At 73.6% G+C, this 13,990-nt stretch carries 13 protein-coding genes; 4 read left to right on the top strand and 9 right to left on the bottom strand.

Annotation, left to right across the window (positions count from 1 at the left end; genetic code table 11):
- Positions 1 to 411 precede the first annotated feature (411 nt).
- Positions 412 to 1,416 (bottom strand): stage II sporulation protein M, encoded by a 1,005-nt coding sequence (locus tag ACIRVF_RS41090; protein ID WP_402829859.1) that lies wholly within the window; start codon positions 1,414 to 1,416, stop codon positions 412 to 414.
- Between the two features lie 242 nt (positions 1,417 to 1,658).
- Between ACIRVF_RS41090 and ACIRVF_RS41085 the strand changes: the two genes are divergently transcribed.
- Complete coding sequence (locus ACIRVF_RS41085; RefSeq protein WP_402829856.1) at positions 1,659 to 2,645, top strand: RDD family protein; 987 nt, start codon at positions 1,659 to 1,661, stop codon at positions 2,643 to 2,645.
- Positions 2,646 to 2,672: 27 nt separating this feature from the next.
- Here ACIRVF_RS41085 and ACIRVF_RS41080 read toward each other — a convergent pair whose 3' ends face one another.
- Positions 2,673 to 3,302: a hypothetical protein gene (locus ACIRVF_RS41080; RefSeq protein ID WP_402829854.1), complete on the bottom strand. Its 630-nt coding sequence runs from the start codon at positions 3,300 to 3,302 to the stop codon at positions 2,673 to 2,675.
- A gap of 109 nt (positions 3,303 to 3,411) precedes the next feature.
- Between ACIRVF_RS41080 and ACIRVF_RS41075 the strand changes: the two genes are divergently transcribed.
- Entirely contained in the window at positions 3,412 to 3,924 is a 513-nt protein-coding gene (locus tag ACIRVF_RS41075) for a SigE family RNA polymerase sigma factor (protein ID WP_402829853.1), read from the top strand.
- Entirely contained in the window at positions 3,921 to 4,979 is a 1,059-nt protein-coding gene (locus ACIRVF_RS41070) for a hypothetical protein (RefSeq protein ID WP_402829850.1), read from the top strand. Before ACIRVF_RS41075 ends, ACIRVF_RS41070 begins: the two co-directional genes overlap by 4 nt.
- Positions 4,980 to 5,076: 97 nt before the next feature.
- Here ACIRVF_RS41070 and ahcY read toward each other — a convergent pair whose 3' ends face one another.
- The 6 genes from ahcY to ACIRVF_RS41040 all read right to left on the bottom strand — a co-directional run bounded on the left by ahcY (position 5,077) and on the right by ACIRVF_RS41040 (position 11,539).
- Positions 5,077 to 6,525, bottom strand: a complete 1,449-nt coding sequence (ahcY, locus tag ACIRVF_RS41065) for an adenosylhomocysteinase (RefSeq protein WP_402829847.1) — start codon at positions 6,523 to 6,525, stop codon at positions 5,077 to 5,079.
- A 407-nt stretch (positions 6,526 to 6,932) separates the two neighbouring features.
- Positions 6,933 to 7,910, bottom strand: a complete 978-nt coding sequence (locus ACIRVF_RS41060) for a cation diffusion facilitator family transporter (protein ID WP_402829845.1) — start codon at positions 7,908 to 7,910, stop codon at positions 6,933 to 6,935.
- Between the two features lie 62 nt (positions 7,911 to 7,972).
- The gene (locus tag ACIRVF_RS41055) at positions 7,973 to 9,217 is read right to left on the bottom strand and encodes an SIS domain-containing protein (protein WP_402829842.1); all 1,245 of its coding nucleotides are present in this window, start codon (positions 9,215 to 9,217) and stop codon (positions 7,973 to 7,975) included.
- Between the two features lie 83 nt (positions 9,218 to 9,300).
- Complete coding sequence (locus tag ACIRVF_RS41050) at positions 9,301 to 9,483, bottom strand: Trm112 family protein (RefSeq protein WP_030289948.1); 183 nt, start codon at positions 9,481 to 9,483, stop codon at positions 9,301 to 9,303.
- A 144-nt stretch (positions 9,484 to 9,627) separates the two neighbouring features.
- Positions 9,628 to 11,013 (bottom strand): phosphomannomutase/phosphoglucomutase, encoded by a 1,386-nt coding sequence (locus ACIRVF_RS41045; protein WP_402829839.1) that lies wholly within the window; start codon positions 11,011 to 11,013, stop codon positions 9,628 to 9,630.
- A gap of 160 nt (positions 11,014 to 11,173) precedes the next feature.
- Positions 11,174 to 11,539 (bottom strand): DUF3499 domain-containing protein, encoded by a 366-nt coding sequence (locus tag ACIRVF_RS41040; RefSeq protein ID WP_280686050.1) that lies wholly within the window; start codon positions 11,537 to 11,539, stop codon positions 11,174 to 11,176.
- A 242-nt stretch (positions 11,540 to 11,781) separates the two neighbouring features.
- Between ACIRVF_RS41040 and ACIRVF_RS41035 the strand changes: the two genes are divergently transcribed.
- Positions 11,782 to 12,234, top strand: coding sequence for a metallopeptidase family protein (locus ACIRVF_RS41035; protein WP_380421087.1), 453 nt, complete (start codon positions 11,782 to 11,784; stop codon positions 12,232 to 12,234).
- A gap of 33 nt (positions 12,235 to 12,267) precedes the next feature.
- Here ACIRVF_RS41035 and ACIRVF_RS41030 read toward each other — a convergent pair whose 3' ends face one another.
- On the bottom strand, positions 12,268 to 13,989 hold the full coding sequence (locus ACIRVF_RS41030) for a DUF5719 family protein (RefSeq protein WP_402829835.1): 1,722 nt from the start codon (positions 13,987 to 13,989) through the stop codon (positions 12,268 to 12,270).
- Between the last annotated feature and the right edge of the window lies 1 nt (position 13,990).

Here is a 13,990-nt window from a genome sequence, read left to right as displayed (position 1 = left end):
TGGCACGCTGTTGAGTTCTCAAGGAACGGACGCTTCCTTCGGACCGCCTTCCAGCGGGCCCTCCGGGCGCTTCGTTCTTTCGTGTTTCCAGCTTACCAGATGTTTTCCGCTCCGTTTTCCGGAGTTTCATTCATCCGATTCCCGCTGGGGGGATTTCCTTCGAACTTCGCTCGGAAGCTTATCAAAGCTTCCGGTGTGCTCAGTCCGGGGGGATTTGCTTCGTCGGAGGGGGCGCATTTCGTGAAACACGCTCGCCTCGATTTCGGCGGTGTCGTAGACACTAACGCCCGGGCCCGACCGTTGTCCAGTCGCTCCCAACCGTTCAAACCTACTAGCCCACCCTCACCACGTCAATGGTTTGGCCGGGATGCGAGAAGACTAGCAGGTCAGCGGCCTGTTGATCACATCGGCTCAGGCCGCGACGGGCTGCAGGTCCGCCCGGTCGGCCGCGTCCACATCACCGAACTCTCCGCCCCCGGCGGCCTTTCGGCCGAGCACCAGGGCGTACAGGAGGAAGGCCACCTCGGCCAGCACACCGATGGAAATGCGGGCCCAGGTCGGCAGCCCGGACGGCGTCACGAAGGCTTCGAGCACTCCGGAGACCGCCAGCACCGTCGCCAGGCCGATCGACATCCCGATGATCGACCGGCCCTGTTCCGCCAGCGCCACCGTGCGCGTACGCGGACCGGGGTCGATGACCGTCCAGCCGAGCCGCAGGCCGAGGCCGCCCGCCACGAAGACCGCGGTCAGCTCCAGCAGGCCGTGCGGGATGAGCAGGCCGAGGAAGACGTCGAGCCGCCCGGCGGAGGCCATCAGTCCGATGCCCACCCCCAGGTTGACCACGTTGGTCCACATCACCAGGAGCACGGGAATGCCCAGCGCGATCCCGTAGAGCAGGCACTGCACGGCGATCCAGGCGTTGTTCGTCCAGACCTGGGCGGCGAAGGAGCTGGCCGGCCGGTCCGAGTAGTAGGCCTCGTACTGGCCGCCGGGGCGGGTCATCTCCCGCAGGTCGTCGGGGGTGATGAGGCTGTTGCGGACCTCGGGGTGGGTGGCCATCCACCAGGCGAGCAGCACGGTGGCGGCCATCGAGACGGCCGCCACCGGCACCCACCAGCGGCGGGCGCGGTACAGCGCGGCCGGGAAGCTCACCGTGTAGTAGCGGGCGACGTCCTGCCAGCCGTTGGTCCGGGCACCGGTCACCGCGCTGCGGCCCCGCGAGACCAGCCCGGTCAGCCGGCCGATCAGTGCCGGGTCCGGGGCGGCGGCCTGGACCTTGGCGAGGTGGCCGGTGGCGCGCTGGTAGAGGGTGACGAGCTCGTCGGCCTCCTCGCCGCTGAGCCGGCGCCTACGGGCGAGGGCGTCCAGCCGGGCCCACTCCCCCTGGTGGGTGGCGACGAAGACGTCCAGGTCCATTCGGCGGCTCCATGGTCGGCGATGGCGCGAGGCGCGCGTGCGCGGTCGGGCAGGTACGTACGGACACGTGCGGGCCCAGCATGCCAGCAGCAGCCACCGGTTCGGCCGCCGGGATCTCACTTCCCGTGCGCCCACCGGGCGCCGTATGTTTGCGGCTGCGGATCAGACTGCGGAGAGCGGGCAGTGGGGGGCCGATCGGACCGCGCTCCCCCGTCCCGCGTGAGCGTGAACGGACAGGTGTCTTGAGCGACCTGGTGACGGGTGAGGCAGTCGTCCTCGACCTGCAGACGGCGAAGCTTCCGAGCAGGGCGCTGGCGATCGTGCTCGACCTGCTCGTCGAGTTCGCCGCCCTGTTCATCTGCACACTGGTGATGAGCGTCGCCCTGTCCGACCTCGACAGTGCGGCGCTCGCGGCCACCATGCTCGGCATGACGGTGTTCTTCCTGGTCGCCCTGCCGGTGATGATCGAGACCCTCACCCACGGGCGCTCGCTCGGCAAGGCCGCGCTCGGCCTGCGGGTCGTGCGCACCGACGGTGGGCCGGTGCGGTTCCGGCACTCGCTGGTGCGCGGGCTGGTCGGCTTCTTCGAGGTGATCGCGATAACCGGCGCCCCGGCCGTGATCACCTCCGCGCTGAACCCGGACGGCAAGCGGCTCGGCGACATCTTCGCCGGGACGGTGGTGATCCGCGAGCGCACCCCGGGTGTCGGCGGGCACGCCGGCCCGCTGCCGCCGGTGCACCCGCAGCTGCTGCACGACATGGGCCGCGAGCTGGTCGCGATGGACCTCTCCGCGGTGCCCGAGCCGCTCTGGCTCACCACCCGCCAACTGCTGGGCCGGATCGGCCAGTTGGACCCGAGCGTGAGCTTCCGGATGTCCGCCGGGCTGGCCGAGGACCTGGCCGGCCGGATCGGACACCCGATGCCGCACGGTCTCCACCCGGCCGCCTACCTGGGCGCGGTGCTCACCGAGCGCCAGCGCCGGGAGTGGATGCGCGCCCAGCAGCAGTTCGCGGCGGCGGCGCCCGTCCACGCGCCGGCCCCGCACCCGGCGGTCATGCCCGGCGGCCGACCGTACCGTGTCCTCGGCATGCCCGCGGCGCCCGCGCCGGTACCGGCGGCCGCAGCCGCCGCCCCCTCCTTCACCAAGCCCGCGCAACCCGCCGCACCCGCGCAGCCGCCCGCACCCGCGCAGTCCGCCCCCGACGCAGGCTTCGCCCCTCCGGCCTGAGCCCGCACGCGCCTCGGCCCACTCCCCTCACTCCCCCACCGTCCAGGCGTTCGGCGGCGACGCCAGCTCCTCCAGCTCGATCCCCGCCGCCGCCAGCACCACGTCCCCCGCCAGGTGCACGACCTGCTGCTCCCCCGTCTCCAGGTCCGCCACCTGGTACCGCTCGACCACCAGCGGCCCCGAGTCGGTCCCGTGGGTGTCCACCCCCTCCAGCAGCCACCCCTGGTCGAAGGTGCGCGGCGCCAGCACCGGCTCGGTGAACGCCACCAGCCGCACCCGCGCGCTCGCCCCCTCCCTCAGCCGCAGCATCCGGGCGGTGGCGACCAGGAAGGCCGGCGAGCTCCCGGTGAAGCCGTGCGCCCGGTCGTGCCCCTCCACCGCGTGTTCGCCGCCCGGGTCCGCCGCGTCGGTACGGACCCAGGCCACCCCGTCCACCGCGCCGCCCCGCACCTGCCAGCCACCGGCCCGCAGCTCCATGCGCAGCGGCCGGGCGCGCGAGTCCAGCGTCAGGTCGACGCTGCCGAGCACCCGGCCGTCCGGCGCGTAGGTCTTGGACACGTACCGCCACCCGGCCGCCCCGGGCGCGCAGCTGAAACGCTCCTCGCCGAGCAGCACGTGGTCATGGGTGTCGTGGAGCGAGTACCGGCCATTGGGCATGCCCGAAAGCCTACGTGCGCGTCCGCGTGCAACGTTCCGCGGAGCCGAGCGCATTAGGGGGGTGGACGGCGCGGAAGAGACGCCGCCACCACGAGAGAGGGGGGTGCGGATGGCGAAGCAGACGCGCGACGCGGAGTTCACGGAGTACGTGACCTCCAGGAGCGGTTGGCTGCGGAAGGTCGCCTATCTGCTCTGCGGGGACTGGCACCGGGCCGACGACCTGGTGCAGGAGGCCACCACCAAGCTGTACGTGCACTGGTCGAAGGCGAGCCGGGCGAACAACCTCGACGGCTACGCCCGCCGCACGCTGGTCAACACCTTCCTCGCCGAGCAGCGCACCTCCTGGTGGCGCCGGACGGTCCGGACCGGCACCGAGCCGGACATCGCGGCCGCGAGCATCGACCTGGACGTCTCACTCGACCTGCGCAAGGCCCTGGCGGCGCTCCCGCCGCGCCAGCGCGCGACGGTCGTGCTCCGGTACTACTGCGACCTGTCGATCGATCAGGCGGCCGAGGCGCTCAACTGCTCCTCCGGCAACGTGAAGAGCCAGAGCGCGCGTGCCCTGGAGACGCTCCGCCGCAATCTCGTTCCCATCCCCGCTGCAACAGGGAGGACGTCATGATCCGCGCCGAACACGACGAGCTGGCCGCCCGCCTGTCGGACCTGGCCGACGAACCCGCCCCGCCCGCCGGCTTCGACGTCACCACGTCCATCGCCCGGGGCAGGGCCCGCCTCAACCGCCGCTACCGGGCCGCGGCCGGCGCGGTGGCCGTGGTGGCGGCCGCGGCCCTCACGGCCACGATGCTGATGAAGCCCGGCACCACGATCCCGGCAGGTCAGACCCTCCCGGCAGTCACCGGTACGGCGACGCCGTCGTCCACCCCGACCGCCACCCGAGCTGCCACCGCGGACCCGCTCAGCACCGAGGTCTCGTACGGCTGGCTGCCCGACTGGGTGGACCAACCGGGCCGGATCGACCGCGAGATCCAGTCCCAGGGCGTCTACACCGCGGCCAAGGACACCGGCCGAAGCATCCCGCGCCTGAACCTCCAGCTCTATCCCGCCGGCTCCGAGCCGCCGATGGAGGGTCAGGCGATCCCGGGCGGCACGCACCTGGTGCGCGAGGAAGCCCCGCCGGTCGACGGGCGGACGGCCTACTGGGCGACCGTGGGGTCCACGACGTGGTCGCTGCGCTGGCTGACGCCCTCGGGCCGCTGGGCGGAGGTCAGTGCCGGCAACGGCACCCCGGAGCAGACTGGCCGCGACGTGCTCCGCAAGGTGGCCGAGGGCGTCAAGTACGGGCACCGGGACGTCCCGCTGCCGGTCCAGTTCACCGGCCTGCCCGAGGAGTTCGGCACTCCCGACGTGGTGCAGCTCTCCCGCCCGGACCCGGGCGGTCGGGGAGCCTGGAACCTCTTCCTGAACTTCAAGGTCCAGGGCGCTGCCGTCACCCTCGAACTACGGCCGGACACCGACGAGCCCGGCAGCATGCCGTCCGGGCACCCCACCCCCGCCCCGACCTGCGAGGCCCGGAACGGGGTCTGGGTCTGCGCCAATGTGTACGGGGCCGTACCGTCGGCGCTGGAGCAGATCGGCGGACTGTCCGGGCTGCTCTCCCGCACCGAGCCGATCGGCGGGAACGAGCACGACTGGACCACCGACGTGTTCGTCCGCTGAACAGCCGGACGGCACATGTGTGGACGGCACACGTCGGACGCGCCGGTGGCCGGCACCCACGGGGGGTGCCGGCCACCGGCGTTGCAGCGTCACCGCATCAGTAGCGGTACTGCTCCGACTTGTACGGGCCCTCGACCGGGACGCCGATGTAGTCGGCCTGCTCCTGGGTCAGGGTGGTCAGCTTCACGCCCAGCGCGTCCAGGTGCAGACGGGCGACCTTCTCGTCCAGGTGCTTCGGCAGCACGTAGACGCCGATCGGGTACTGCTCGGTCTTCGTGAACAGCTCGATCTGGGCGATCGTCTGGTTCGCGAAGGAGTTGGACATCACGAAGGACGGGTGGCCGGTCGCGTTGCCCAGGTTCAGCAGGCGGCCCTCGGAGAGGACGATGATGGTGCGGCCGTCGGCCTTGCGCCACTCGTGGACCTGCGGCTTGATCTCGGTCTTCACGATGCCGTCGAGCTTGGCCAGGCCGGCCATGTCGATCTCGTTGTCGAAGTGGCCGATGTTGCCCACGATGGCCTGGTGCTTCATCCGGGCCATGTGCGAGGCCATGATGATGTCCTTGTTGCCCGTGGTCGTGATGAAGATGTCGGCGATCTCGACGACGTCGTCCAGGGTCGCGACCTGGTAGCCGTCCATCGCCGCCTGGAGCGCGCAGATCGGGTCGATCTCGGTGACGATGACGCGGGCGCCCTGGCCGCGCAGCGACTCGGCGCAGCCCTTGCCGACGTCGCCGTAGCCGCAGACGACCGCGACCTTGCCGCCGATCAGGACGTCGGTGGCGCGGTTGATGCCGTCGATGAGCGAGTGGCGGCAGCCGTACTTGTTGTCGAACTTCGACTTGGTGACCGAGTCGTTGACGTTGATCGCCGGGAACAGCAGCTGGCCGTCACGGTGCATCTCGTACAGGCGGTGGACACCGGTGGTGGTCTCCTCGGTCACGCCCTTGATGGTGGCGGCGACCTCGGTCCACTTGTTCGGGGTGTCCTTGAGGGTGCGGTTGAGCAGCTCCAGGATGATCCGGAACTCGTCGTTGTCCGCGGTGGACGGGTCCGGAGCGGCGCCGGCCTTCTCGAACTCGACGCCCTTGTGGATCAGCAGGGTGGCGTCGCCGCCGTCGTCCAGGATCATGTTCGGGGTCTTGCCGTCAGGCCAGGTCAGCGCCTGCTCGGTGCACCACCAGTACTCCTCCAGGGTCTCGCCCTTCCAGGCGAAGACCGGCACGCCCTGCGGGTTCTCCGGGGTGCCCTCCGGGCCGACGGCGATGGCGGCGGCCGCGTGGTCCTGGGTGGAGAAGATGTTGCAGGAGCACCAGCGGACCTCGGCACCGAGCGCCGTCAGGGTCTCGATCAGCACGGCGGTCTGGATGGTCATGTGCAGCGAGCCGGTGATCCGGGCACCGGCCAGCGGCTGCGCCTCGGCGTACTCGGCACGGATCGCCATCAGGCCGGGCATCTCGTGCTCGGCCAGCTGGATCTCCTTGCGGCCGAACGGCGCCAGGGAAAGGTCGGCGACCTTGAAGTCACCGGTGATGTCGGTCGACATGCGTCTGCTCCTCGCTGATGGGGTGGGGCGGGGCCAAGGTCCGGATGTGCGTTGCGCGTGGCGGGCCGTCCGGGTGCACGGCGACGCCGGGGCGACCCGGTCCGGTGGTGCGGACCGCGGTTCCCCGCTGCGCAGCACAAACCGTCGGAGGACCTCTCTCCCTCGACCGGCGCACACCCTGGGGGCACGGACCGCCGATCGACCGCCATCAGCAGCGACGTTCTGGCTCTGGTGACGAATCTACACCGGCGGCCCCACCGGGCGTCCGCGGATGACCGATTTCGGTCGCCGATCCGACCGCCGCTCGACCCCGGCCCGAGGGCACCGGAACGGGCTCCGGAACGGGTGCCGCCCGGGAGCCGTCCGGTGCCGCCCGGGTGCCGTCCGCGGGCCGGGCGGACGGCGCGTCAGTGCGCCGCGGCCGGCCCGGGGCCACCCGGGGTGGCGGCAGGGTCCTCGCCCGCGGCGGCCTTCTCCGGGCTGTAGACGTCCGGCTCCAGGTAGATCGCCCGGGCGAGCGGAACGGCCGCCCGGACCCTGTCCTCCGCCGCGTCGATGGCCGCCGCCACCCGGGCGGCGCTGTCCTCCGCGTTGACCGCGATCTTGGCGGCGACCAGCAGCTCCTCCGGCCCGAGGTGCAGGGTGCGCATGTGGATCACCCCGGTGACGGCCTCGCCGTCCACCAGCGCGGCCCGGATCCGCCGCACCGACTCCTTGTCGGCGGACTCGCCCAGCAGCAGCGACTTGGTCTCCAGCGCGAGGACCACGGCGATCAGCACCAGCAGCGCGCCGATGCACAGGGTGCCGATGCCGTCCCAGACGCCGTTGCCGGTGGCCACGGTGAGCGAGACGCCGCCCAGCGCCAGCACCAGGCCGATCAGCGCGCCGGTGTCCTCCAGCAGCACCACCGGCAGCTCCGGCGCCTTGGCGGTGCGGATGTACTGCACCCAGCCCTGGTCGCCCTTGGCCTTGACGGACTCGCGCACCGCGGTGCGGAAGGACCAGCCCTCCATCGCGATGGCGAACAGCAGCACGCCCACCGCCCAGCCCCAGGACTCCAGTGCCTCGGGGTGGTTGACCTTGTGCCAGCCCTCGTAGACCGCGAACAGGCCACCGACGCTGAACAGCACGATCGCCACCAGGAAGCCGTAGACGTAGCGCTCGCGCCCGTACCCGAACGGGTGCTCCTCGTCCGCCGCCCGGCGCGCCCGCTTGCCGCCGATCAGCAGCAGCACCTGGTTGCCGGAGTCGGCCACCGAGTGCACACCCTCGGCCAGCATCGAGGAGGAGCCGGTGAAGCCGAAGGCGGTGAACTTCGCCGCCGCGATCGCCAGGTTCGCGGACAGCGCCGCCACCAGTGCCTTCGTCCCGCCCTCAGTACTCATTCGCCCACCCGCACCCGTCGACGGCTCGCTCGCTCACGCGCCCAAACCTATCGGCAGAGCGCTCAGGACTGCGCGGCGGCGAGCCCCAGGTAGACGGCGGCGAAGTCGGTCAGCGCGATCAGGTCGGCCAGCGCGTGCAGCTGGTCCGGGAGGGTGCTCGCGTACTCGGTCAGCCGTACCTCGTGGGCGGCGGCCAGCCGGTGCGCCCGGCTGACGCCGAAGCTCCGCGGCCGCTCGTCGTCCTCCGTCACCTCGACGGGGCCGTCCTGCTCCTCCGAGGGTCCGGTGCCGGGGACGTGGCGCAGCAGCAGCACCTGGAGGTGCAGCGGGTCGGGCTCCTCGACCCGGTCGCGGAAGAAGTCGTCCGGGTCCGCGCCGCCGCCCCACTGGCCGGTGAACATGCCGCGGTGGGCGGTGAGCACCTGCGGCAGCGACCCGGCGAGCGCCGGGCGGCCCGCCCGGTCGGCCAGCTGGGCGGCGAACCGGGTGGCGGCCGCGCCGGCGACCGGGCCCTCGGCCCACAGCAGCGGGACCGTCCCCGCCAGCCGGGCGGCCAGCCCCTTCGCCGGGTTGGTGTACGCGGCGGCGTCCGGGCGGCAGCGCACGGCGGTGGCGTCCAGCAGGTCGGCGACGGCCGGCAGCGCGTCGTACGGCAGCTGGGTGAGGCCGAGCTTCTGGGCGAGCGCCAGCAGCGGGGTCAGGTGGGACCACAGCGCGGCCGGGTCCTCGGCCGGCAGGTCCGGTTCGGCGGCCGGCGCGACGGCCGGCCCCTCGTCGGGCAGCACCGCGGCGACGTACGGCAGCGGCAGCGCGCGCACCTGCAGCGCGGCCTCGGCCAGCGGGCTGCCGGCCGGGGCGGTGACCACGACGGCGCAGCCGCGCGCGTACGCCTGCTCGGCGAGACTGATCAGGCCCTGCTCGCCGCCGTCGGCGGAGCTGACCACCAGCAGGTCGAGCGGGCCGGCCCAGCCGGGCAGCTGCCAGCCGAGCCCGGCGGTGAAGGCGGGCGGGGCACCGGCCCGGTCGGCGCGCGGCGCGGCGGCCTCGGTCGGCGGCAGCGGGGTGACCAGGGTGGCGGAGCCGGCGAGCACGGCGAGGATCTCGGCCGCCGTCAGGGCGCTGCCGTGACCGGCGACCAGGACGGCGCGCGGTCGGCCGTCCGGGCGCAGCCGGTCGAGACCGGCCGCGTCGGCCTGCCGCAGCGCGGTGCGGACCCGGGCACCGGCGCCGGCCAGGGCCAGCAGGGCGCGGTCGCGGTCGGCGCGCTGGAGGGCGGCCGGGTCGTCGAGCAGGGTGTCGTCGAGCATGCGGCGGGCCTCCGGCAGTCCTGTGGTCGGCGGGCGCGGGTGGGGCTTGCGCCCCGGGGCGTGTCCGACACACCCCAACAGGATCAGGCCGGGCGGCGGGCCTCGTCCACCAGGAGGACCGGAATGCCCTCGCGGACCGGGTACGCGAGGCCGCAGTCCGCGCCGGTGCAGACCAGCTCGGGCTGCTCCTCGGTGCCGCCCTCGGTGAGCGCGGCCCGGCACTGCGGGCAGACCAGGATCTCCAGCAGGAAGGATTCGAGCTTCATGGGGCTCTCCAAAGTTCGGTGGTGGCACGGAGGTGCCCCGGCCGATAGGCAACCCTACCGGCCGGGGCACCGCGTGCTTCGGTCAGGCGCGCTCCGCCGGAGCGCGGACGGGCGCGGGGGCCCGGCCCCGGTCGGCGGCGGGGCTCAGCCGCGGACGACGGCCAGCACGCCGTCGCGCAGCTCGGCCATCCGCGCCGGGTCCTTGGCCTCGACGTTGAGGCGCAGCAGCGGCTCGGTGTTGGAGGCGCGCAGGTTGAACCACCAGTCCGGGCCGGCCACGGTGAGGCCGTCCAGCTCGTCCACGGTGGTGCCCTCCAGGCCGGCGTAGGCGGCGCGGACGGCGGCGGTGCTGGCGGCCTGGTCGGCGACGGTGCTGTTGATCTCGCCGGAGGCGGCGTAGCGGTCGTACTCGGCGGTCAGCTCGGACAGGGTGCGCTCCTGGCCGCCGAGCGCGGCCAGCACGTGCAGCGCGGCCAGCATGCCGGTGTCGGCGCGCCAGAAGTCGCGGAAGTAGTAGTGCGCGGAGTGCTCGCCGCCGAAGACGGCGTCGGTGACGGCCATCTCCTGCTTGATGAAGGAGTGGCCGACCCGGGTGCGCACCGGGGTGGCTCCGAGCTCGCGGACCACCTCGGGGACGGTCCAGGAGGTGATCAGGTTGTGGATGATCGTCGGCTCGGCCTCGCCGGCGGCCTTGGCGCGGGCGATCTCGCGGGCGGCGACCAGGGCGGTGATCGCGGACGGGGAGACCGGCTCGCCGCGCTCGTCGACGACGAAGCAGCGGTCGGCGTCGCCGTCGAAGGCCAGGCCGACGTCCGCGCCGACCTCGCGGACCTTGGCCTGGAGGTCGACCAGGTTCTTCGGGTCGAGCGGATTGGCCTCGTGGTTGGGGAAGGTGCCGTCCAGCTCGAAGTACATCGGGACGAGCTCGATCGGCAGGCCGTCGAAGACGGTCGGCACGGTGTGGCCGCCCATGCCGTTGCCGGCGTCCACGGCGACCTTCAGCGGGCGGATCGCGGTGAGGTCGACCAGGCCGAGCAGGTGGTCGGCGTAGCCGCGCAGGGTCTCCTGCTCGGAGAGCGCGCCGGGCTCCACGTCGCGGGCCGGGACGGTGACGGTGTCGTCCTCGGCGGTCCAGGACTCGACCAGTTCGCGGATCTCGGACAGGCCGGTGTCCTGGCCGACCGGGGCGGCACCGGCCCGGCAGAGCTTGATGCCGTTGTACTGGGCCGGATTATGACTGGCGGTGAACATCGCGCCGGGCAGGTCGAGCTTGCCGCTGGCGTAGTACAGCTGGTCGGTCGAGCAGAGGCCGATCTGCACCACGTCGGCACCGTAGGCCGCCGCACCCTCGGCGAAGGCCCGGCTGAGCGACGGGGAGGAGGGCCGCATGTCGTGGCCGACCACGATCGCGGACGCGCCGGTGACCTGCACGAACGCGGCGCCGAAGGCCCGGGACAGGCTCTCGTCCCACTGGTCCGGGACGACCCCTCGGACGTCGTACGCCTTCACGAGCTGCTTGAGGTCGCGCACTGCGGCTCCACCCTGGTTCTGTCTGATCGATGTGTCGGCCACCCGCCCGGCCGGTCGACGGGGCGCGGTGAGGTCAGACGGGCAGCGTACCCGGGCCGGGCGAACGCATCGTGCCGGGTGAGGGTGGTGGGGGTCCGCCGGCGGGCGCCGGACAGGCGCCCTAGTTGTCGGGCGAGCGCAGCACCCGGAGGTGGCCGCGGCGGCCGCCCTCGGTGGACTCGCCCTCGGGGGCGCGGCCCTGACGGGGGGTCTGCGGGCGGGCGGCCTCGCGGACGGCGTTGGCGAGGGCCTCCAGGTCGTCGCTGCTGCGGCGCAGCGGTCCGGCCTCGGCGGCTAGCCGGACGACCTCCCAGCCGCGCGGGGCGGTGAGCCGTTCGGCGTGCTCGGCGCACAGGTCGTAGCAGTGCGGCTCGGCGTAGGTGGCGAGCGGGCCCAGCACGGCGGTGGAGTCCGCGTAGACGTACGTCAGCGTCGCGACGGCCGGTCGGCCGCACGCGGTCCGCGAACAACGACGTACAGAGCTCACGAGGGTGGACGGTACCGCACTCCCCGCCGGGGAGCGAAGACCGCCTGCCCGGCGGGGGTGCCGTGTCGCGGCCCGCGCGCCCGCCCGAACGTCCCGGCCGGGCCCGGGGGCGCCCTCGGCGCGCCGTTCGGCTCCCGCCGCCCCGCTCGCTCCGGGCCGTTTGGGCACGCGCCGTCGCCCCGGCGATTCCCCCGTCGGAGTGGTCCACTTCCGACCCGCCAAGGACTACTCTCGGCAGTGATATGGACAGCTCCGCACCGCAGTCATCGACAGGCCCCTCGCGCCGCCCCCGGCACCGCGACCGGCACGGCAGGGGGCTGCGCGGCCCGCTGGCACCGCCCCAGGTGCCGATCTCGCTCACCCGCTCCGAACTGTTCGACGACTACGTGCGCGAGTCGGTGGAGCGGCTGGAGCGGCGGTGGCCGCAGCTGATCGAGGTGGAGTTCGCCGTGCAGGAGGTGCCGCTGCACGAGGCGGACGGCGCCGACGCCGAGGACGGCGTGCCGCTGGGCCGGGTGTCCCCCGGCGAGAAGGGCCGCAAGAGCCAGATCGTGGTGTACCGGCGGCCGGTGGAGATCCGGGCGAAGACCCGGGAGGACCGGGCGGCGCTGGTGCACGAGATCCTGATCGAGCAGGTGGCCGAGCTGCTGGGGCTGTCCCCGGACGCCATCGACCCGCGCTACGACGAGGACTGACCCTTCCGGGGCCCCGCGGGGCCCCGGAAGGGGTCAGCGCACTACGACGCCCGGGTCCTGGGCGGCCTGCGGGACCTGGACGGTGCTGTGGTCGTCGCGCAGCGCCTGGACGGTGAACATCGGCACGTCCTTGTTGGGGACGGAGAGCATCCGGGCGGCGACCACCGGGCCGCCGGACTCGGTCTCCACGGTGAGCGCGAAGACCCCGTTCAGCCCCGCGGGCTCGGGCGCAGGGATGGCGACCGTGCCACCGGCCGGGAGCTGGACCTCCTTGGTCGCCGGGGTGCCGCCGCCGCTGCCGGCCGAGGCGGTGACCTTGACGGTGGCGGCGTCGCCGGTGGAGGTCAGGAACAGCGTGGAGGCGCCGGCCCGGTTGTCGGCGACGGTGGCGCGGGCGCCGACCGGGTTGCTGCCGGTGAGCCACGCAGCGTCGCTCTTGCCGTTGCCGCCCGTGCGGTCGACCCGCAGGCCGGCCACGACCGGGACGGCGTGCTTGTCGTCGCTGGGCGACAGCCGCAGCCCGGCGACCTCGTCCCTGGTGACCTTGCCGAGGTCCACGGCGGCCACCATGCCCGCCTTGACGTGGATCGACTCGTTGCCGGCCGGGGTGAACCAGCCGTTCTTGCCGGAGAGCTGGATCTTCAGGTCGGCGTCGTCGTCCGTCGGCGCCCAGACCACCAGACGGGCCGCGGAGGTGTCGGCGGGCAGGCCGGGCAGCACCTGGGTGGGGGCCGGATCGGCCGAGGCGGGGATCCAGTCGGCGCCCTTGGAGCCGTCGGCGGCGTGCAGTGCGGCGCCGACCCGCCCGGAGCGGACCACCACGTGCACGGCGAGGTCGGTGACGGCGCCCTTGCTGAGGGTCGACAGCAGGACGGACTGCGAGCTGCCGGGGGCGACGGTGATGCCGGTGGCGGCGTCGTTGTCGATCAGGCCCTTGTCGCCGTACAGCTGGATGTCGACCACGGCGGCGGAGGACTCGGGGTTGACCAGGCTGAGGTAGTCGACCCGGTCGCCGGCCGTGCTGGCCCCGGCGAACCAGAAGCTGGTGTTCTCCGGGGTGCAGGTCAGGCCGGACAGTCCCAGGCCGCGCTGCTCGGTGACCACGGTGGTCTGGGTGACGGTGAAGCCGGGGGCGAGCGCGCCGGTGGCGACGGCCCCGGTGCCGGGCGCGCCATCGCCGTTGGTGGCCGGGCCGGTGGCCGGGGTGCCGGGCTTGGTCACGGTCAGCTTGGCGTCGGAGGGCGCGGCGTTCTTGTCCGGTGCCGGGGTCGCCGAGCCGCTCGGGGCCGCAGCGGGCGACCCGCTGGGCGATCCGCTCGGCGCCGCGGAGGCCGGGGCCGAGGGGGCGGCGGTCGGCGGGGTGGCGGGGGCGGACTGGTCGGAGAGCCAGCCCGCGCCGCCGGTGGCGGAGCCGGTGCCGGGCGGGGTGTAGGCGGTCAGCGTGGTCGAGCCGGTCAGGCCCTGGAACGGCTGCGGGCAGACCGCCGCGGTCCGCTCCACCTGGGCGGTGCTGGGGGCGCCCCCGGCGTCCGCCTTGGCCGGGCCGGCCGGCGGGCGCACCTCGGCGATCCCGAGGACCGCCGCCAGCACCACGGCCGCGGCCAGCAGGGACCGGGTGGTCCTCCCGGCGGAGCGGCCGGGGGGCTCGACCGCCGGGCGGGCGGGCTCCGCGGCCCCGGCCGGCTCGACGGCCGCGGGCTCGAAGGCCTCCTCGGACCCGGCGCCGGACTTCTTCCTGAAAGCGGGCTTCTTCATC

The sequence above is a fragment of the Kitasatospora sp. NPDC101157 genome (assembly GCF_044768255.1).
GTDB lineage: Bacteria > Actinomycetota > Actinomycetes > Streptomycetales > Streptomycetaceae > Kitasatospora.
Note: the sequence above shows the minus strand (reverse complement) of the source record. Positions and strands in the feature narration are given on the sequence as shown.